The organism is Nocardiopsis sp. M1B1 (genome assembly GCF_052466615.1).
Map to the genome: position 1 here is coordinate 5,727,716 of NZ_CP196194.1, position 20,009 is coordinate 5,747,724.

16 protein-coding genes are annotated in these 20,009 nt (G+C 71.9%); 7 read left to right on the top strand and 9 right to left on the bottom strand.

Features of this window, described 5'->3' with window-relative positions; genetic code table 11:
- Positions 1-49 precede the first annotated feature (49 nt).
- Positions 50-1,819 (top strand): acetyl/propionyl/methylcrotonyl-CoA carboxylase subunit alpha, encoded by a 1,770-nt coding sequence (locus tag ACSTA4_RS24830; RefSeq protein ID WP_444961221.1) that lies wholly within the window; start codon positions 50-52, stop codon positions 1,817-1,819.
- 64 nt (positions 1,820-1,883) lie between these two features.
- On the opposite strand, the gene ACSTA4_RS24835 is transcribed toward ACSTA4_RS24830, so the two are convergent.
- On the bottom strand, positions 1,884-2,501 hold the full coding sequence (locus ACSTA4_RS24835; protein WP_444964266.1) for a Uma2 family endonuclease: 618 nt from the start codon (positions 2,499-2,501) through the stop codon (positions 1,884-1,886).
- Between the two features lie 479 nt (positions 2,502-2,980).
- Here ACSTA4_RS24835 and ACSTA4_RS24840 point away from each other — a divergent pair, with 479 nt between their 5' ends.
- The 3 genes from ACSTA4_RS24840 to ACSTA4_RS24850 all read left to right on the top strand — a co-directional run bounded on the left by ACSTA4_RS24840 (position 2,981) and on the right by ACSTA4_RS24850 (position 7,858).
- Positions 2,981-4,423, top strand: a complete 1,443-nt coding sequence (locus tag ACSTA4_RS24840) for a dicarboxylate/amino acid:cation symporter (protein ID WP_444961222.1) — start codon at positions 2,981-2,983, stop codon at positions 4,421-4,423.
- Between the two features lie 229 nt (positions 4,424-4,652).
- Positions 4,653-5,897, top strand: a complete 1,245-nt coding sequence (locus ACSTA4_RS24845; protein WP_444964267.1) for a chemotaxis protein CheA — start codon at positions 4,653-4,655, stop codon at positions 5,895-5,897.
- A 674-nt stretch (positions 5,898-6,571) separates the two neighbouring features.
- A complete protein-coding gene (locus ACSTA4_RS24850; RefSeq protein WP_444964268.1) occupies positions 6,572-7,858 on the top strand; it encodes a DUF222 domain-containing protein in 1,287 nt (428 codons plus the stop codon).
- A 312-nt stretch (positions 7,859-8,170) separates the two neighbouring features.
- On the opposite strand, the gene ACSTA4_RS24855 is transcribed toward ACSTA4_RS24850, so the two are convergent.
- The 3 genes from ACSTA4_RS24855 to ACSTA4_RS24865 are packed head-to-tail and all read right to left on the bottom strand — an operon-like array spanning position 8,171 to position 10,670.
- Positions 8,171-8,812 (bottom strand): AAA family ATPase, encoded by a 642-nt coding sequence (locus ACSTA4_RS24855; protein WP_444961223.1) that lies wholly within the window; start codon positions 8,810-8,812, stop codon positions 8,171-8,173.
- Between the two features lie 34 nt (positions 8,813-8,846).
- Positions 8,847-9,242, bottom strand: a complete 396-nt coding sequence (locus ACSTA4_RS24860; RefSeq protein ID WP_302475368.1) for a TFIIB-type zinc ribbon-containing protein — start codon at positions 9,240-9,242, stop codon at positions 8,847-8,849.
- 48 nt (positions 9,243-9,290) lie between these two features.
- Entirely contained in the window at positions 9,291-10,670 is a 1,380-nt protein-coding gene (locus tag ACSTA4_RS24865; RefSeq protein WP_416023386.1) for an NAD(P)H-quinone dehydrogenase, read from the bottom strand.
- Between the two features lie 165 nt (positions 10,671-10,835).
- Here ACSTA4_RS24865 and ACSTA4_RS24870 point away from each other — a divergent pair, with 165 nt between their 5' ends.
- Together ACSTA4_RS24870 and ACSTA4_RS24875 are read left to right on the top strand one after the other, a co-directional pair.
- The gene (locus ACSTA4_RS24870) at positions 10,836-11,390 is read left to right on the top strand and encodes a gamma-glutamylcyclotransferase family protein (RefSeq protein WP_444961224.1); all 555 of its coding nucleotides are present in this window, start codon (positions 10,836-10,838) and stop codon (positions 11,388-11,390) included.
- An 87-nt stretch (positions 11,391-11,477) separates the two neighbouring features.
- The gene (locus ACSTA4_RS24875) at positions 11,478-12,302 is read left to right on the top strand and encodes a purine-nucleoside phosphorylase (RefSeq protein WP_212642818.1); all 825 of its coding nucleotides are present in this window, start codon (positions 11,478-11,480) and stop codon (positions 12,300-12,302) included.
- Between the two features lie 561 nt (positions 12,303-12,863).
- Here the strand turns inward: ACSTA4_RS24875 and ACSTA4_RS24880 are convergent.
- The 5 genes from ACSTA4_RS24880 to ACSTA4_RS24900 form a co-directional block, all read right to left on the bottom strand.
- Entirely contained in the window at positions 12,864-13,508 is a 645-nt protein-coding gene (locus ACSTA4_RS24880; protein WP_372491769.1) for a PH domain-containing protein, read from the bottom strand.
- Positions 13,493-14,587 (bottom strand): adenosine deaminase, encoded by a 1,095-nt coding sequence (locus ACSTA4_RS24885; RefSeq protein ID WP_444961225.1) that lies wholly within the window; start codon positions 14,585-14,587, stop codon positions 13,493-13,495. Before ACSTA4_RS24885 ends, ACSTA4_RS24880 begins: the two co-directional genes overlap by 16 nt.
- Positions 14,588-14,780: 193 nt before the next feature.
- Positions 14,781-16,019, bottom strand: coding sequence for a M20 family metallopeptidase (locus tag ACSTA4_RS24890; RefSeq protein ID WP_444961226.1), 1,239 nt, complete (start codon positions 16,017-16,019; stop codon positions 14,781-14,783).
- Positions 16,020-16,044: 25 nt separating this feature from the next.
- On the bottom strand, positions 16,045-17,217 hold the full coding sequence (locus tag ACSTA4_RS24895; RefSeq protein WP_444961227.1) for a glutamate--cysteine ligase: 1,173 nt from the start codon (positions 17,215-17,217) through the stop codon (positions 16,045-16,047).
- 181 nt (positions 17,218-17,398) lie between these two features.
- Entirely contained in the window at positions 17,399-18,523 is a 1,125-nt protein-coding gene (locus ACSTA4_RS24900; RefSeq protein WP_444961228.1) for a YihY/virulence factor BrkB family protein, read from the bottom strand.
- A gap of 232 nt (positions 18,524-18,755) precedes the next feature.
- On the opposite strand from ACSTA4_RS24900, the gene ACSTA4_RS24905 reads away from it, so the two are divergent.
- Entirely contained in the window at positions 18,756-19,877 is a 1,122-nt protein-coding gene (locus tag ACSTA4_RS24905; RefSeq protein ID WP_444961229.1) for a galactokinase family protein, read from the top strand.
- Positions 19,878-20,009 lie beyond the last annotated feature (132 nt).

Consider the following 20,009-nt stretch of genomic DNA (forward strand, 5'->3'; position numbering starts at 1 on the left):
AGCGGTCGGCGCGCTGTCCGCCCCGCGCCGAGCAGAAGGATTTCCCACCGTGCGTAAAGTACTGATCGCCAACCGCGGCGAGATCGCCGTGCGCATCGCCCGCGCCTGCCGCGACGCCGGACTGGCCAGCGTCGCCGTCTACGCCGAGCCCGACCTGGACGCGCTGCACGTCAAGGTCGCCGACGAGGCCCACTCGCTGGGCGGGGCCACCCCGGCCGACTCCTACCTGGACATCGCCAAACTCCTGGCGGTGGCCGAGGCCTCCGGGGCGGACGCCGTCCACCCCGGCTACGGGTTCCTGGCCGAGAACGCCGACTTCGCCCAGGCCGTCATCGACGCCGGGCTGACCTGGATCGGCCCGCCCCCCGCGGCGATCACCGCCCTGGGCGACAAGGTCCAGGCCCGCCACATCGCCCAGAAGGTCGGCGCACCGCTGGTGGCGGGCACCGCCGACCCCGTCGAGTCGGCCGAGGAGGTCGTGGCCTTCGCCGAGGAGCACGGCCTGCCCATCGCCATCAAGGCCGCCTTCGGCGGCGGCGGGCGCGGCCTCAAGGTCGCCCACACCCTGGACGAGGTCGCCGACGCCTACGAGTCCGCGGTGCGCGAGGCGGTCACCGCCTTCGGCCGGGGCGAGTGCTTCGTGGAGCGCTACCTGGACCGGCCCCGGCACGTGGAGACCCAGTGCCTGGCCGACACCCACGGCAACGTCGTGGTGGTCTCCACCCGCGACTGCTCGCTCCAGCGGCGCCACCAGAAGCTGGTGGAGGAGGCGCCCGCGCCGTTCCTGTCCGCGGAGCAGATGGAGCGGCTGCACGCCTCCTCCAAGGCCATCCTCGCCGAGGCCGGGTACACCGGCGCGGGCACCTGCGAGTTCCTGGTGGGTGTGGACGGCACCATCTCCTTCCTGGAGGTCAACACCCGTCTCCAGGTCGAGCACCCCGTGACCGAGGAGGTCACCGGGATCGACCTGGTCCGGGAGATGTTCCGCATCGCCGACGGCGAGGAGCTGGGCTACGGCGACCCCGAGGTGCGCGGGCACTCCTTCGAGTTCCGCGTCAACGCCGAGGACGCCGGGCGGAACTTCATGCCCGCGCCGGGCACCATCACCGAGCTGAACCTGCCCGGCGGTCCGGGCGTGCGCGTGGACACCGGCTGCGAGGCCGGGTTCACGGTGCCCCAGGCCTTCGACTCGATGGTCGCCAAGCTCGTGGTGACGGGCCGCACCCGCCAGGAGGCGTTGCAGCGCTCGCGGCGGGCCCTGGCCGAGTTCACGGTCGGCGGTATGCCCACGGTGATCCCGTTCCACCAGGCCGTGGTGAGCGACCCGGCCTTCGCCCCGGCCGACCCCGAGCAGCCGTTCGGGGTCTACACCCGGTGGATCGAGACCGAGTTCGACAACACCATCGAACCGTGGTCGGGCACCCCGGGCGAGCCGGTCGAGGCCGAGCGCGAGAGGGTCACCGTCGAGGTGGGCGGCAAGCGCGTGGAGGTGGTCCTGCCCGCGGGCCTGGGCGCCTCGGCCGCCGCCCCGGCGGCGGGCGGTCAGCGCCGCGGCAAGCGGACCGCGCGCAAGGGCGGCGGGAACACCGTGGCGGCGGGCGGAGACTCGCTGGTCTCGCCGATGCAGGGCACCGTGGTCAAGCTGGTGGCCGAGGAGGGCCAGCAGGTCGCCGAGGGCGACACCGTGGTCGTCATCGAGGCCATGAAGATGGAGCAGCCGCTCAACGCGCACAAGGCCGGGACGGTGACCGGTTTGAAGGTCACGCCGGGCGAGGCCGTGGGCAACGGCGCGGTGGTCTGCGAGATCAAGGACGCCTAGCGTCCGCGCCACGCGCAGGCGAAGGGGGAGGTACCGGCCGCCGGTGCCTCCCCCTCGCACGTGGTCAGCGGTTCAGGATGCCGGTCAGGTCGAACTCCAGTTTCAGGGGCGCGGAGGTCCTGAGTTCCTGACGGTGTGCGATCGGTCGTCCGTAGTCGCCGGAAGGGCTTGCCGGATCCTTCTCGTACTCGTAGACCACCGCGTCATCTCCCTCCTGCTCGACCCTCCAGAAGAACCGGACGCCCGCACGGGCATAGAGCTGGGGTTTGCGCTCGCGGTCCCTGATCACCGACTCCGGCGAGACGACTTCGACCGCGAGTTCCACCGCTTCAGGGGGAAACCACGTCTGTTCCAGCCTTGCGAAGGCGTCCGCCCTCACCAGCATCAGATCCGGCTCCGGCCGCTGCCGTTCGCCCAGTCTGACCGAGAACTCCCTGGCCAGCCGCAGACCGCTGGGGGCGTGCGCCTTCAGCGCGTCTCCCAACAGTTCGAGGAAGAGCATGTGAAACAGCTTCTGGGGGCTCACCAGTACCAGACTTCCGTCAATGAGTTCGGTGTGAGGCGGAAGATCCGGGATGCGGTCGAGGTCCTCGGCGGTGAACCCGTCCTGCGGCGGCATCGGGAGCAGCACCGCACCATCGATCTCGGGGTCCGGGCGTGTTGCCACTGCTGGAACGGACATGTCACGGTCTCCGATCGTCGGATCGCTCTCGTCGCCCACGGTAGCCATCGCTGTCACCCCGTAACGGTGTTTTCCACAGATTGTCCCACCTGACCGTGCCCCTGAAGTGATCCTCGACGCATCCGCGCCGGGCGGGACGCGCCGCAGTGCCCGTGGAGTGGACGTTGTGGCGCCAGGGACAGGAAGTTGTCGACACCCGCGTATGGAATAGATAAGGAACGAACGTTATTGTCCTTGTCTGTGACGAACATCTGGGGACTGACGCGACGGTGGCACATCGACCTGTGCCGCCGCGGCTGTCAGGCGTGTCGCTAGGTCCACGCGCGCCCTTCCGGGCAGCGCGCCGCGCACCCTTCTTCCCCGTGTCACCATCCCCTCGGTGATGCCCGCCGTTCCCCGTGCCGGAAACCCCGGCGGCGCCGACCGCTCCGCCGTGCGTACCCCTCCGGCTGCCTTCACCACCACTGGAGTCCCATCCCGTGTCCGCACAGAGCACAGACGCGCCCAAGAAGCGCAGAACCCTCCGTTTCCCGTTCGCGGCACAGGTCCTGGCGGGCCTGGTCCTCGGCGTCGTCCTGGGCGCCGTCGCCTTCCAGATCAGTCCGCCCGACGCCGAGACCGGTGACCCCAGCAACTGGCTCGCCGTCACCCTCGACACCGTCGGCTCGACCTTCGTCACCCTGCTGCGGACCATCGTCCCGCCGCTGATCGTCCTCGCCGTCATCTCCTCCATCGCCAACCTGCGCAACGTCACCAACGCGGCGCGGCTGGCCTGGAAGACCCTGCTGTGGTTCGGCGCGACCGCCCTGGTCGCGGTGGGCATCGGCATCGCCCTGGGCCTGATCGTGCGGCCCGGCGTCAACAGCGGCGTGGACGCCGCCACCGCCGCCGAGCCCTCGGGCACCGGCTCCTGGATGGCGTTCATCGAGAGCATCGTCCCCGCCAACTTCCTCGGCCTGGGCGCGAGCGTCTCCGGCTCCGACGACGGCAGCTTCAGCGCCTCGCTGGACTTCAACGTCCTCCAGCTGATCGTCATCGCCATCGTCCTGGGCATCGCCGCGATCAAGGTCGGCAAGGCCGCCGAGCCCTTCATCGCCTTCACCGACTCCGCGCTCCAGATCGTGCTCAAGGCCCTGTGGTGGATCATCCGCCTGGCCCCGATCGGCACCGTGGGCCTGCTCGGCAACGCCGTGTACAGCTACGGCTGGACCACCATCGGCGCCCTGGGCAAGTTCGCGCTGACCATCTACATCGGCCTGGCGCTGGTGCTGTTCGTCGTCTACCCGGTGCTCGCACGCGTCAACGGCCTCTCCCCGCTGAAGTACTTCAGCGGCGTGTGGCCCGCTGTCCAGCTGGCCTTCGTGTCCCGCTCCTCGATGGGCACCATGCCCGTCACCCAGCGCGTGACCGAGCAGAACCTGGGCGTGCCGCGCTACTACTCCGCGTTCGCCGTGCCCTTCGGCGCCACCACCAAGATGGACGGCTGCGCCGCGATCTACCCGGCGATCTCGGCGATCTTCATCGCCCAGTTCTTCCCCGGCATCAGCCTCGGCCTGACCGACTACCTGCTGATCGTGTTCGTGTCGGTGATCGGCTCGGCCGCGACCGCCGGAACCACCGGCGCGACCGTCATGCTGACCCTGACCCTGTCCACCCTGGGCCTGCCCCTGGAGGGCGTGGGTCTGCTGCTGGCCGTCGACCCGATCCTGGACATGGGCCGCACCGCGGTCAACGTGGCCGGTCAGGCACTAGTCCCGGCCATCGTCGCCAAGCGCGAGGGCATCCTGGACGTGGCCCGCTACCACGCGCCGCGTGACGCCTCCGGCTTCGTGCCGCTGGACGAGGCGCACGACGACGTCGAGGGCGAGGTCGGCGAACCCGGCGTGAAGAAGGTTCCCGCCGGGGCCTCCGGCCAGGGCTGACCCGCGGCCTCACCCCGTCCGCAGCGGCCCGCCGGAGCACCTCCGGCGGGCCGCGCCGCGTGCACGGCGGGAAAACCGTGTACAGCGGGAAAAACCGTGTACAACGGGTGAGCTTGTGTACTGCCGGTGAGTTCCGGCACAGGGGGAACCCCGCGGGGGCACCCGTTCGTCTAGGTTGGAGAGGGAGGCGAGAGGAACGATCATGTTGCGCCGCTTGGTAACACCCACAGTGCTGACCGCCGGGCTCGCGGCGGCGATGGTGAGCGCCGCGGTGGTGCCCGCCTCGGCCGATACCCAGACCCAACCGCCCGAGTCCCAGGCGATCGCCGAGGAGCTCGGGAACGACAACGTCTTCATCGACCCGAGCATCGACGCGATCCCCGAGGCCGAGCAGGGAATCCTGGAGTCGACCGCCGCCGAGGCGGACGTCCCCGTCTACTACGTGATCCTGCCCACCGACAGCATCTCCTCCCAGGCCGGGCTCGACGCCCTGATGAACCCCGTCATGGACGAGGTCGGGGACGGAGTCTACGGCGTGTTCGCGGGTAGCCAGACCTTCCAGGTGCTGTCCCCCAACGTCGAGGACACGGCAGCCATCGAGCAGTTGGCCATCCAGGAGGGCGGCGGCAACCAGGTCGACACCCTCGTCGCCATCCCCGACGCGGCCACCCAGGTCGAGGAGGCCGAGCAGGCCGGGGCCACCTCCGGGTTCGTACTCCTCGGAGTCCTGCTGGCGGTCGTCGCCGCGGGCGCGTGGTTCGTCCACCGCAGCCGCAAGAGGCGCGAGGCCGAGAAGGCCAAGCAGCTGGAGGAGATCCGGCAGATGGCCACCGAGGACGTCGTGCGCCTCGGTGAGGACGTCGCCCGGCTGGAGATCGACGTCTCCAAGGTCGACGACGCCACCCGCAACGACTACTCCCAGGCCATGGACGCCTACGACCAGGCCAAGGCCCAGCTGGACAACATCCGCGAGCCCGAGCAGGTCCGGCTGGTCACCAGCTCCCTGGAGGACGGCCGCTACTACATGACCGCCACCCGGGCCCGCCTCAACGGCGACCCGGTGCCCGAGCGGCGCGGCCCCTGCTTCTTCAACCCGCAGCACGGCCCGTCCGTGGAGGACGTGACCTGGGCCCCGCCCGGCGGCGCGCCCCGCGAGGTCACCGCCTGCGCCGACTGCGCGCGTGCGGTGCGCACCGGCGGCCAGCCCGACGTCCGCCTGGTCGAGGTGGACGGCGAGCGCCGCCCGTACTACGACGCCGGTCCGGCCTACTCGCCCTACGCGAGCGGCTACTTCGGGATGAACATGATGATGGGCATGTTCACCGGCATGATGATGGGCTCCATGATGGGGTCGATGATGGGCATGGGTATGGGCATGGGCGCCGGTGAGGTCGGCGCCGGAGAGGACTTCGGGGGAGGCGACTTCGGAGGCGGGGACTTCGGGGGCGGCGACTTCGGCGGCTTCGACTTCTGACCCACACTCAGCAGGCAGAACGATGACGGGCCCAGGGCCCCGGGCGGACCGCTCGGGGCCCTTCTCGTGTCTCCGCGTTTTCCACAGGTGGGAGTTGGGGGTGGTCGTGGGTGGTGTGGTGATGGTTTGCTGGAAATAGGGGGGATCCCACCCAGTGAACGTTTTGGCATGCCCTGAAAAGCTCGTCACCCAATAGGGATAATGGATTGAGGGGTAGGGAGGGGCCGCCCACAGGCCTCTCCCCTACGCCATTCCTGTCGGGGGTTTCTGGCGGCAACGAAAGCGCACCAGCTACCGCGAAAGGGTGCGGGCGGCGGGGAACGGCGGGCGCCGGGTGGGGGTGTGGGCACCCGACGAAAAGCGGCACCAAAGGCGGGAGCGGCTACCGGAGGGCGACCAGCGCCCGGGGTGTGGGGGTGGTCGGGCTCTGCTGCGTCGGCACCAACGGCAAGCAGGCCCTCCGGCCTCGGGCAACGATCCTGGGCCCTGTGGTCAGTGCGGGCGACGATCGCGCCAACAACAAGAGGTCATTCTGGGTGCGCATTTTCGGACACCTTTTAACCCGACCCAATTGCAGCCCATGAAGAAAAAGCATCCTCCCGAAAGGCGTACATTCGCGCTGTGAATAGTGGAGAAAAGGCGGGCGCTCGCCTATAATAAGGAGTATGGAGATGATGATCGCAGCGCCCAAGGCGGCCCCCGGGGAATGTTCCCCGGCCGTGGCCGCGCTGGCCGGTGCGCGCGAGATCATCGACCAGACCTTGAACACCGACGTGCCGCCCGGGGCGGATGAGAGTGCGGCTGAGGAGGTCGCGGCGCTGTGGGCCCAGCTGGACCAGATCCGGTATCAGGCGTTGGTGCGGATGGCGCGCCTGTACGCGCGTAGTGCGGTGGCCCGCTACAGCGGTTACTCCACGTTGGACAAGTGGTTGGTGCACCACGGCGACCTGCCCACCGCCCAGGCCAAGGACTTGGCGCGGCTGGCCCAGCACGTGCACGAGGAGACCCTGCCCGCCACGGTGGAAGCGGTGGAGAAGGGCACGGTGGGGTTGGGTGAGGCGGTGGTGATCGCCAAGGTCACCGACAAGGCCGTCCAGACCCGCGACGCCCAGCATTTCCCTGAGGAACAGGAGTATCGGGGCGGCTTTGAGTCGGCGTTGGTGGCCGCCAAGCAGGAGCGGCCTGCATTGTCGGTCAACCAGCTCCAGTCAGTGGCCCGCCAGGTCGCCTACCGTTTGGACCCCCACCGCCTGGACCGCGACCACGAGGCCGCCCATGCCGCCCGTGGCCTAAGCCTGCACGAGACCTTCCAGGGCAGCTACCAGCTCCAGGCCTGGGGCGGGTCCGGGGATGCGTTGGTCGTGCGCGCGGCCATCGACACCTTCACCACCCCGCCCGGAGAGGGCGACACCCGGACCCGGGCCCAGCGTGAGCACGACGCGCTGATCGCGGCGCTGCGTTTTGCCACCACCCACACCGGGTGCACCAGTGTTCCGGCTCCGCTGGCGCAGATCCGCATCGTCGTGCCGGTGCAGACCTACCTGGACGCCCAGGGTCAGGAGGTTCCGGCGCTGGACGAGCACGGCCGGGTGATTCCGGCCGGTGTGGTGCACGAACTCGCCACTGATGCCGAGGTGGTGCGGATGCTCACCGCAGCCCCCACCGGACAGGTGCTGGACGTGGGCCACAGCCGCCGTTTGGCCTCAGCCCGCCAGCGCACCGCTGCCTTCCACGGGCACACCACCTGCGCGCACCCGGGCGGATGCGAAGTGCCGGTGGCCCTCTGCCAGGCCGATCATGTGCAGTCGTTCTCCCGAGGCGGGCGCACGGTGGTGGCGAACCTGCAACCCTTGTGCGGGCCGCATAACCGGGCCAAGTACCAACGCGAACTCCGCACACACCGACAGCGAGAACAGCATCATCCGCCCGACAGGGTTCCAGACCCACCGCCTCGGGAGTGACCCCGGCCGGGCCGGTTCCCGGTATGCCCGCGCCCGACAGGCGGCCCGGGCCCCACGCCCACCGTCGTCGCTGCCACCGTCGCTCACCTTCGCCACGGGGGCCGGTAGCGCTGCCCAAGGCCCGCCAGCCCCTCCGCCTTTGGTGCCGACGCAGCAAAGCCCCACCACCCACCAACACCAAGCGTTGGACGCCCTCCCGAACCACTTCGCGGCAGCAGGCGCCACCGCAGTAGCGAGCAACCACGCGCGCACAGCAAGCGTTGACCGCCCGCCTCACGCCCGCGATCACCCCGGGCCCCCGACGACGTCAGGTCAGGAGGCGGCGGCCCGCACGTGCCGTTCCTCGATCCACCGGCACACGGCCTCGGCGGTCTCCCGGGGCTCGGCGCTGGTGGTGTCCAGCAGGTCGACCGGGGGCTCCAGGCGCGCGGCCTCGGACTCCACCCAGGACGCGTACTCCAGGGCCTCGGTGATCCGCTCCTCGTCCCACTCACGCCAGGCGGGGCGAGCCCGCAGGCGCCCGGCCAGGACGTCGGGCTCGCAGGTCAGCGCGAGGTAGTGGACGTCGGTGAACAGGGCGCGCTCGGGCAGGTGCTCCAGCTCCGGCGGCACCACCGTGCCGCACAGCACGACGGGCCGTCCGCTCTGCTGGACCATGGCGGCGGTGCGCAGCCAGGTGGAGCGGAACAGGCGGTGATGGTCGGCGGGGTCGCGGAGTCCGCCGACCCACAGGAGGTCCTGTTCCAGGACGACGAAGCGGTCGCGGAGCCGCTCCAGCAGCGCCCCGGCGATGGTGGACTTGCCGGTGCCGCTCGGCCCCGACACGCAGTACAGGGGCAGGCGCAGGAACGGGCGGGTGCGCTGGCAGAAGGCGCAGCGCAGCACGGAGACCCCCGCGGCGGTGTCGGGGGTCTCGTCCCATTCCCCGCAGTGGGTACAGATCAGCGGGTGCACGGGTTACTCGTTCAGGTTGTCGGGACTGCTCGGCTCAGTCGAAGAGGCCTTCGAGGAAGCTCTTCTTGCGGCGTCCGCCGTAGCCGCGCGGGGAGTCGGGGTAGCCGCCGTGTCCGCCCCGGTAGCCCTTCGGCGAGTCCGGGTAGCCGCCGTGACCACCTCGGAAGCCCTTCGGGGAGTCGGGGTGACCGCCCCGGAAGCCCTTCGGCGAGTCCGGGTAGCCGCCGCGGTGCTGCTGCGGGTAGCCGTGGGGCGGAGCCTGGTGGGGGTCGGGCGGCGGCGCGACACCGTAGTGGCGCTGCTCGGCGTTGACGACGCGCTCCAGCTCACCCCGGTCGAGGAAGATGCCCTGGCATCCGTCACACCGGTCGATGTGGACGCCCTGGCGGTCGAACGTGCGCATGGTGCTTTGACACTTGGGACAGATCACGAAACGACATTACTCGATTCTTGTCAGGAGCGGGTAAAAAGGGGCGTCCTACTCCGGGGACGCCAGCATGAGCGAGCGGGCGGCCTCGGTCACGCTGCCCGACAGCGACGGGTACACCGAGAAGGTGTGCGCGATGTCGTCCACGGTCAGGCGCTGCTGGACGGCGATGGACACGCCCAGGATGAGCTCGCTGGCGCGCGGGCCGACGATGACCCCGCCCAGCACGATGCCGGTGTGCTGGCGGCAGATCAGCTTGACGAAGCCGTCCTTGACCTCGTTCATCTTGGCGCGCGGGTTGGTGTTGAGCGGCAGGGTGACCGACCGGCCGTCGATCCGGCCGCTGCGCACGTCGTCCTCGCTGGCGCCCACGGCGGCCAGTTCGGGGTGGGTGAACACGGTGGAGGCCACGGTGGAGAGCTTGAGCGGGGACACGGCCTCGCCGAGCGCGTGCCACATGGCGATGCGTCCCTGCATGGCGGCCACGGAGGCCAGCATGTTCACGCCCGTGCAGTCGCCCGCGGCGTACACGCCGGGGACGGTGGTGCGCGAGACCCGGTCGACCTCGACGAAGCCGCCGTCGCCCAGGCGGACACCGGCCTCCTCCAGGCCCAGGTCCTGGGTGTTGGGGATCATCCCGACCGTCATCAGGCAGTGGCTGCCCTCCACCGTGCGGCCGTCGGAGAGGGTGACGAGCACGCCGTCGTCGGTGCGCACCACCGACTCCGCGCGGGTCTTGTTGAGGACGGTCATGCCGCGGCGCATGAAGACCTGCTCCAGCACCTCGGCGGCGTCGGCGTCCTGGGTGGGCATGACGCGGTCGCGCGAGGAGACCAGGGTGACCTCGGAGCCGAGGGACTGGTAGGCGCTGGCGAACTCGGCGCCGGTGACGCCGGAGCCGACCACGATCAGCCTCTCCGGCAGCTCCTCCATGTCGTAGAGGTGGCGCCAGGTGAGGATGCGCTCGCCGTCGGGCTTGGCGGAGGGCAGTTCGCGGGGGTGGGCGCCCGTGGCGATGAGGACGACGTCGGCGCGCAGGCGCTGGTCGCCCACGGCCACGATGTGCGGATCGACCAGGCGCGCCTCGCCGCTGATCACCTCCACGCCCTCCTTGACCAGGCGGGCGCGGGTGTCGTCGGACTGCGCCCGGGCCAGGAGTTTGATGCGGGAGTTGATCCGGTCGGTGTCCACCCGGACCGCGTCCTCGTCCTGGGCGTCGCGGATACGGATGCCGAGGCTGTCGGACTCGCGTACGTACGTGGTGCGGGTGGACGTGGCGATCAGGCTCTTGGACGGCACGCAGTCGGTGAGGACGCAGGCGCCGCCGATGCCGTCGCGTTCCACCACCGTCACGTCCGCGCCGAGCTGCGCGGCGACCAGTGCCGCCTCGTAGCCCCCGGGTCCGCCACCGATGATCACGACCTTCGTCACGCTAGCCTCACTCCCTCTGCGGCCTGGCCGCCACGCGCGTCCCCGGTCCGGGTGATATGCGGGCATGGCGCGGCACCACCTGTTTTCGTCGCTTGCTCCCATTGTCGGCCATGCCGACCGGGGGAAATAGCAGGCACCCCGGGCCAACCGGTCTACGATGGCCCCGTGTCCATCTACGCGGCGTACGGAACCAGTCTCCACCCCGGGCAGATGGCCCGGCGGGCCCCGCACTCGCCCCTGATCACCACGGGCTGGTTGGAGGGTTGGCGGCTGACCTTCGGCGAGTGCCTGCCCGAGCCCGGGGGCGCGCTGGCGACCCTGGTCGAGGACGTCGGTTGTCGGGTCTTCGTGGCGCTGTACGACCTCATGGAATGGGACGAACCCCACTTGGACTTCTGGCAGGGCGCCCTGGAGGTGCCGCGCGGGGGCCACCGCCGTCTGCGGGGCGTGTCCGAGGACGAGTACGAGGAACTGCGGCGCAGTCGGGCGCTGTGGTCGGTCGCGGGCGACGGGCGGGCCTACCGCAAGGTCACGGTGCGAGCCCGGACGGCCGACCACGGTGTGGTGACGGCCTGGGCCTACGTGCTCGACGGCTACGAGGGCGGGATGCCCTCGGCGATCCAGCTGGGCGAGCTGGCGGTGGCCGCCGAGAAGGCCGGGGCGCCCGACTGGTACGTCTCCGAGCTGCTCGCCCGGGAGTGCCTGCCCACCGAGCTGTGACCACCGCGTTCCCCTTCGGGCCGGGCGCGGGAACACACGTGCGCACGCTCCCGGACGGCGCGGTCGCCCGGGGGTAGCATCCGTCGTGTGACGGAACCAGAGCAGCAGCCGAGGACGACCGGCGAGGCCAGGGAGCTGGCGGCCGACGCGGCGCGCGAACTCCTGTCCCGTACCGGTGCCGACAGCTTCGACGCGCTGGTGGTGCTCGGCTCGGGCTGGGCGGGCGCGGTGGACACGCTGGGCTCGTACGACATCGAGCTGGACGCCACCGACCTTCCCGGCTTCCACGAACCCGCCGCCGAGGGGCACTCCGGCAAGATCCGCAGCATGTGGGTGGGCGACAAGCGCGTCATCGTGTTCATGGGGCGCGTGCACCTCTACGAGGGCCGCGGCCCGCTGGAGGTGGCCCACGCGGTCCGCACGGGCGTGGCCGCGGGTGCGGCGACCGCCGTGCTGACGGGCGCCGCCGGGTCGCTGCGCACCGACTTCGCCACGGGGCAGCCCGTGGTGGTGCGCGACCACATCAACCTGACCGCCCGGTCGCCGCTGGTGGGGCCCTCGTTCGTGGACCTGTCGTCGGCCTACAGCCCCCGGCTGCGGCGGGCCGCCCAGGAGGCGGACGCCTCGGTCCCCGAGGGCGTGTACGTGTGCACGACGGGGCCGCAGACGCAGACCCCGGCGGAGCTGAAGGTGCTGCGCCAGGCGGGTGCGGACCTGGTGGGCCACTCGATCGCCCTGGAGGCGGTCGCGGCGGTGGAGGCGGGCGCCGAGGTGCTGGGGCTGGCGGTGGTCAGCAACGACGCCGTGGGGGCGGTGTTCGAGCCCTTCGAGGCCGAGCGCGCCCTGGAGGTGGTCACACAGCGGGCCCGCAGACTGGGCGAACTGCTCAACAGGGTGATCGGCCAGTCCTAGGTCGTGTTCCTCGGATCATTTCGGGCTCGCAACCACCGGGCTGCCTCTCGCTGCGCCGATTTCGCTTGAAGAGCCAACCAGGCTGACCCGCGCGAACCGTCTTGCGAGAGATTGCCCGGACGGCCGCTCGCTGATCCGAAAGCCTCCGCGGAACACTCCCCAGGAACCGGCCTCGACGGCTGTGGGGGTGGGGCGCCTCCGACCGGGCCCGTCCGGTACCGGCGTGGCGAGCGTACACCCCGAGGCCTGGGGTGGACGGTACCGACCGGGTTCCGGTCGGAGGCAGTGCTTGCCCCGGTGCCCGCGTCGCGCGGAATCCCCGCAGATCCCGTTGGACTCGCGACCTGGGCACCTTGTACTTCCGTTATTCAGTTGAACCGCGCGCGTCGCCCTCGGGCAAGGTCCGGGCGGACGGCCATCCGCGCGAAGTCGTCCGCCCGGAACACTCTCCCTTAGGCATGCCTTACCTAACCAGAACTCGGAGGGCGCGTCAACCCCCGACATGGCGGACCCGGCCGCCACACGGGGGTGGGGCCGGGTCGGATCCGGGAGGGGCGGCGCTCAGGCCAGCAGGAACACCGCCGCGAGCAGGGCCGCGGTCGCGCCGATGACCACGATCACCTCCAGGGGGACCATGGTCTGCGGCTCGTCCTGCGCGCCCAGCGCGGCGGGGCCCGCCTCGTCCACGTCCCTGACCGGCCCGCTGAGCGGTCGCGCCTTGTGGCGCTCGGCGTCCTGGCGCAGCTGCCGGGCGGCCAGGTCCACCGGGCGCGTGGAGGCGGGGTCCCCGTCGTCGTCCGGATCGAGGAATCCCCCCTCCCGGCGCATGTTGTCGCGGACCCGCTGGCGCTTGGTCTCGCGCAGCGGCCACGAGCGCACCACGCCCCCGGGAGTGTGCACCCGCAGGACGTCGGTGACGTCCACCCAGAGCACCGCCGCCCACGGCACGAAGGTCTCGCGCAGCGGGTTGACCACCCTCAGGCCGCGCTCGGTGGAGACCACGCGCGGGCGCAGCCAGACCAGGTACACCGCGGAGACGGTAGCGATCAGCAGGGCCCCCGCGATCCAGGCCTGGCGGCCCTCGCCGCGCAGGAGCACGTCCACCAGCAGCAGGGCCGCGATCACGATCCACACGATCGCCGCCACCCGCGTGAAGGTGGAGTAGTGGGTGGTGGGGTTGGGGCCGTCCATCAGGAGGTCGTCCACTTCAGCTGCGCGAAGCCGGGCTTGATGACCCCGTTGATCAGCGCCAGGCGCTCGTCGAAGGGCAGGAAGGCCGACTTCATCGCGTTGACCGTGAACCACTGGATGTCGTCCCAGCCGTACCCGAAGGCCTCGGAGAGCCGGGCGAACTCCTCCGACAGGCTGGTGCCGCTCTGGAGGCGGTTGTCGGTGTTGACGGTGACGCGGAAGCGCAGGTCGCGCAGGAGCCGGATGGGGTGCTCGGCGATGGACTCCGCGGCTCCGGTCTGCACGTTGGAGCTGGGGCACATCTCCAGCGGCACCCGCTTGTCGCGCACGTACTGGGCCAGGCGGCCCAGCCGCGGGGCGCCGCCTTCGGTGTCGATGTCGTCGATGATGCGCACGCCGTGGCCCAGGCGGTCGCACCCGCACCACTGGAGGGCCTCCCAGATGGAGGGCAGGCCGAACGCCTCGCCCGCGTGGATGGTGAAGTGGAAGTTCTCCCGGCGCAGGTACTCGAACGCGTCCAGGTGCCGGGTGGGCGGGTTGCCCGCCTCGGCGCCCGCGATGTCGAACCCCGACACGCCCGCGTCGCGGTAGCGGACCGCCAGCTCGGCGATCTCCGAGGAGCGCGCGGCGTGGCGCATGGCGGTGACGAGCTGGCCGGTGCGGATGCTGCGCCCCTGGTCGGCGGCGCGCTTCTGGCCGAGTTCGAGGCCCTCCTGGACGGCCTCGACGACCTCCTCCAAGGTGAGCCCGGCCTCCAGGTGCTGCTCGGGGGCGTAGCGCTGCTCGGCGTAGACCACGCCGTCGGCGGCCAGGTCCTCCGCGGCCTCGGCGGCGACCCGCACCAGGGCGTCACGGGTCTGCATGACCGCCGTGGTGTGCGCGAACGTCTCCAGGTAGAGCTCCAGCGAGCCGGAGTCGGAGGCCTCGCGGAACCACCGCCCCAGCTCCTGCGCGTCGTAGGTGGGCAGACCGGTGTAGCCGGTCTCCCGGGCCAGTTCCACGACGGTGGCCGGGCGCAGCCCGCCGTCGAGGTGGTCGTGCAGCAGTACCTTCGGCGCCCGCCGGATCTGGTCGACTGTGAGTGGCTGGTTCATGGATTCAGGATGCCACCAGCCGAGGAGCCGCCCCGACAGGCGGACGCGGGTCGCCGCGCCGGGCGGCCGGGCTGCGGCCGGGAGCGGTACGGCGGGTCGGCGGGCGGGGAGCCGGGCGGTGCTATGCGCTCGGGCGCGCTGGGGTCCGCCGCGGTGCGCGCGGCGGCTGGGGGCTCCCCGCCCGCGGGCCTTCTCAGGCCATGGCCTCCTCGGTGTCCACACGGGTGTCGCGGCGCGAGCTGTCCCACAGCGCGGTCAGTGCGGTGGTCACCATGAAGCGGGTGCCCGTGCCGATGGCGCGCTCGTCCACGTCGAAGGTGCCCCGGTGCAGGTCCAGCATGGGTCCGTCCCAGTCCGGGGAGTGGGTGCCCAGGCGGGCCAGCGCGCCGGGGACGTGCTCCAGGTACCAGGCGAAGTCCTCGCCGCCCAGGCTCTGCGGGGTGGAGGCCGCCGCCTCGGGGCCCAGGGCGGCGGCGACGGCCTCGCGCATGAGGGCCACGCTGGTCGCCTCGTTGATGGTGGGCGGCACGCCCCGCCGGTAGGTCACCTCGGCCTCGGCGCCGTAGGCCGAGGCCACCGACTCCACCAGCCCCTTGATGATGTCGGGGGCCGCGTGCCAGGCCTCGTCGTCCAGGCAGCGCACGGTGCCCTCGGCGACGGCGTCGTCGGGGATGACGTTGGGCGCGGAACCGGCGCTGATCCTGCCCCACACCAGGCTGAACCCGGCCCGGGGGTCGATCCGCCGCGACAGCGCGGCGGGCAGCTCGGTGACGACCTTGCCCAGGGCGTAGACGAGGTCGGAGGTCAGGTGCGGGCGCGCGGTGTGCCCGCCCGGGCCCGACAGCCGCACCATGAGCTGGTCGCAGGCGGCGGTGATGCCGCCGGTGCGCAGCCCGACCCGGCCCGTCATCAGGCGGGGGTCGCAGTGCAGGGCGAAGATGCGGTCCACGCCCTCCATGGCACCGGCGTTGACCACCTCCACCGCGCCGCCGGGGAGCTCCTCGGCGGGCTGGAAGATGAGGCGGACCCGGCCGGGCAGCGCGCCCGCCCGCTCCAGCTGCGCCAGGAAGACCCCGGCCGCCAGCACGACCGTGGTGTGCACGTCGTGCCCGCAGGCGTGGGCGACCCCCGGCACGGTGGAGCGGTAGGGGACGTCCTTCTCGTCCGTCAGGGGCAGGGCGTCGATGTCGGCGCGCAGGGCCACCAGGGGGCCGGTGCCGGATCCGACGTCGCAGACCAGACCGGTGCCCTGGGGCAGTTCCCGCGGTTCGAGGCCCACCTCGCGCAGGCGTTCGGCGATCCGCCCCGTGGTGCGGTGTTCGGCGAAGGCGAGTTCGGGGTGCATGTGCAGGTCCCGGCGGAAGCCGCTCAGCTCCCGCCCGTGCCGCGCCAGGAAAGCGGTCAACTGTTCCGGCAGGTCATGTCCCTGCATGCGAGGGTCCCCTCTTCTCCACGTCTCAGCGCGTACCGGCTCCGTCGCCGGCACCGACCCTTGCGCGGGTGGGAGGACCGCCCTGGAGCTCGGCGGCGAGCATGTCCACGACGTCGTCGAGGGTCCCGCCCTCGGCGATGACCGCGCGCTGACGTTCGTAGGAGGCGCCCTTGTCCAGGATCTCGGAGATCAGGTCCAGGTCCTCGGCGCAACCCAGGCGGGTCGCGACCGGTTTCAGCTCGCGGACCAGCTCGTACAGGTCGTCGCGGAGCGGAACCGTGGTTCCGCGCGCGTCCGTGATGACACGAGCGTCGAGTCCGTAGCGGGTGGCACGCCACTTGTTGTCCTTCACCACCCAGGACGGCGGGCTGGGCAGACCGTACCCGCGGTCGAGCTGGTGATCGAACAGCTCCACCAGGCTCTGAGAGAGCGCGGCGGCCATTCCCACCTCGCGCAGGGTGGGAATACCGTCGAACATCCGGATCTCGATGGTGCCGAAATCAGGGTGCGGACGGATGTCCCACCACACTTCCTTGATAGAGGCGATGGTACCTGCCCGGAGAAGCGTTTCGAGGTATTCCTCGAAAGCGGCCCAGTGCGGGAGGTTCGGCGGCGGCCCCGCGGTGGGCAGCGTGCCGAAGATGACGGACCGGGAGGAGGCCAGGCCGGTGTCCTGTCCGCCCCAGAACGGGCTGGACGCGCTCAGGGCGAGGAAGTGCGGCAGGTAGCGCGACAGGGCGTTGACCATGGGGATGGCCTTGTCCCTGTCGCGCACGCCGACGTGGACGTGGACACCGCACGTCAGGATGCGCCGGACCAGCCACTGCATCTGCTCGACCAACTCGCCGTAGCGCTTGCCGGGGCTGAGCTCCTGGTCGCGCCAGTCGTCGATGGGATGGGTCCCCGAGCAGGTCAGCGTGGTCCCCCAGGGCGTGAGGACCTCCCTCATGCGGTCGAGGTTGCGGCCCAGGTCGCTCCTGGCCTCCTCGACCGTCTCGCAGATCCCGGTCACGACCTCCACCTGGGACTGCATGAGCTCGTGGCGCAGCGGCGGGGCGGAGTCGGAACTGAGCTCGGGGAGTTCAGCGAGGAGCTTGGGCGCCTCCTGCCTCAGGTGCCGACTGCGCCGGTCGACGAGCTGGAGTTCCCACTCCACTCCGATCGTCGCGCGTTCGGACGAGTTGAATGCGATTCCCATCTGCCCTCCGAAGGGGGTGTTTGCGGCCGTCCTCGACCGTCGCACCGTCGCGCCCCGGAGAACCGGTCAACCGGGACAGGGGAGGACTACCCCTCACGCACCGCACACATACGGGACAATCGCCTCGCTTCATGCGAATTCCGTGGAAAGAATTTCTGTTTCGGGCGCGCCGCCGGAGCGCCTACGCGCGGTCGCCGCCGCGTCGGCGCAGCGCCCACGCCGCGGTGCCCGCGGCACCGGCCGCACCCAGCAGGGACAACATCCCGGCCAGCGCGCGCCGGGCCCGGCGGCGCTCGGCCGCCTCGCTCGCCGACACCCGAGCCGTAACCCCCGCGGCCCAGTCCGGGCGGGTCCAGTCCATGCCGTACTCCTCCGGCAGGGGCAGGGAGCCGGTGTAGGGCGGCGGCATCGGCAGCCACGTGGCCGTCCACGCCGCGCTGAACATCACCAGGCGCATCACGAGGTTGATCCACACCAGCAGCCCCACCAGGACGGCGAAGGACGCGTAGACGGGGTTGCTGAGCGTCCCGGCCAGCAGCACCGCCGCCGCGGCCTTGAGGACCTCGAACCCGACCGCGCCCAGCAGGGCTCCCCTCCACATCATCCGCGTGGGCCGCCCGCTGCCCGACAGCAGCGCGAAGGCAAGCACGAAGATCGCCATGTTGGCGCCGACCGCGATGGCCAGGGCCAGCGCGCGCAGGGACAGGTTGGCCAGGAGGGAGCCGTCCAGGCCCACCAGCCCGAGGAGCCACTGCGTGGCGGTCTGGGCGACGCTGGTGAAGGCCACCGCGAGCAGCAGCGCCGCGCCCAGGCCCAGCATGACCAGCAGGTCGGCCAGCTTGCGCAGGAGGAGGTTGGGGCCCTCCTTGAGGTTCTTGAGCCAGATGGAGTGCAGGGCCTCGCGCAGCGCGGACACCGCGTTCAGGCCCGCGTAGAGCAGACCGAGCACACCGATGACACCGGCGCCCACGCGGGCCTGGGCGATCTCGTCGATCGGCAGTTGCCCGGACAGCCCGGGCAGGACGCCGTCCAGCGCCTGCTGGAGGTAGTCGCCCACCTCGACCTGCACGGCGGCGAGGTAGCCGACCGCGGCGAAGGCCAGCGCCAGCAGGGGGAAGAAGGACAGGAAGGCGAAGTAGGTGACCGCCCCGGCCAACTGGTTGCCGTTGCGGTCGGCGTAGCGCTCGTAGGCCCGGACCAGGTGGTCGACGGCGGGCCTGCGCCTGCGCAGCTCCCAGTACGTGTCCATGCCCAGGTTCCGGTAGTGCCTGCCGGTGTCCCTGGCCCTGTCCAGCGCTGCGGCCACGCGGCCTCCCTCTCCGTCGCACGTGTCACCCGTGTCCCTACCCCGCGCGGCCGCGCGGTCACCGGTGGCCCGCAACCGTAGCGGTGCCGCACTCCCTCGTGAAGCCCCTGTGCCGGGCCCGGCGGCGCACACCCCTACGGGGACGAAGCGCTTCAGCGGGGGTGATCACGGACACGTCCGGGCCTTGGGCAGACTTGGGGGACGAAGAACCGTCCGGCGGAAGGGGGCCTCGGTGGGGGGCGCGGGGGCGCGGCTGCGTGCCGTGTTGGGTGTGCGGTCGGCGGGTCCGCGGGGGGCCTGGCCCGAGGAGGCGCCGGACGCCGACGCACTGGTCGGCCGGTTCCGGGCGCGGTTCCAGGCGCCGCCCGCGGGCGTGTGGCACGCGCCCGGGCGCCTGGCGGTCATGGGCGAGCACACCGCGGCCGGCGCGGGGGCCGGGCTGTACGCCGCCCTGCCCTGGGGCGTGACGGCCGCCGTGGGCACCGCACCGGACCCGGGCGTGCACGTGGCCGCCCCGAGCGGCCCGCTGCGCCCCCGCGACGCGGCGGCGCGCGCCGTGGCCGGGGCCGTGGCCGCCGCGCGCCGGACGGGCGTCCTGGACGGCGACACGGGCGTGCGCGCGGTGCTGGACGCGGACCTGCCCGAACACGCCTCCCTGGGCTACACGGCCGCCGTGGGCGCGGCGGTGGCGCTGGCCCTGGCCGACCTGGGCGGCGGCCCCCCGCCCGAGGGCGCCACCGCCGACCAGCGGGTGGCCCTGGCGGCCCGCCCCGGGTGCGCGGTCAGGGTGAACCTGAGGAGCCTGCGCACCACCGTGCTGCCCTTCGACCTCGCCGAGGCCGGGCTGAGGCTCGTGGTGGTGGACACCGGCGCCCTGCCCCGGCGCGACCTGCGCGCGGCCCGCTCCGCCGAGTTGGAGCGGGCGCAGCGCACGCTCGGGCCGCTGCGCGCCGTCCAGGACCTGTCCGGGGCGCTGGCGAGCCTGCCGGACCCCGTGCTGCGCCGCCGGGTCGAGTACGCGGTGACCGAGGTGCACCGGCTCAACGCGGCCGTGGGGCTGCTGCGGGCCGGGCGCTTCGGGGAGGTCGGGCCGGTCCTGTCCGCCTCCCACCTGTCCCTGCGCGGCTTCGGGCTGCCCACGCCGGAGGTGGAGCTGGCCGCGGAGACCGCCGCGCGGGCCGGGGCGCGCGGGGTGCGGATGTCGGGCTGGGCGGGGACCGTGCTGGCCCTGGCCGCCGAGGAGCGGGTGGAGGGGATCGGCGAGGCGCTGGCCAGGGAGTTCCGCGCCGACGGCCGGGTCCCCCCGCGCGTGCGCGCCGCCGTGCCCTCCGCGGGCGCCCACCGGCTGCGCTGAGCCGGTCGGGCCGACGGGTCCCGGGCCCGGACGCGGTGCGGAGGCGGTCGCGCGGCGGGAGCCCTCGGGGTTCCCGGAGGCCGAACCGGGACATTGCGCCGAACCCCGCTACCCTTTTCGCGATCACACAGG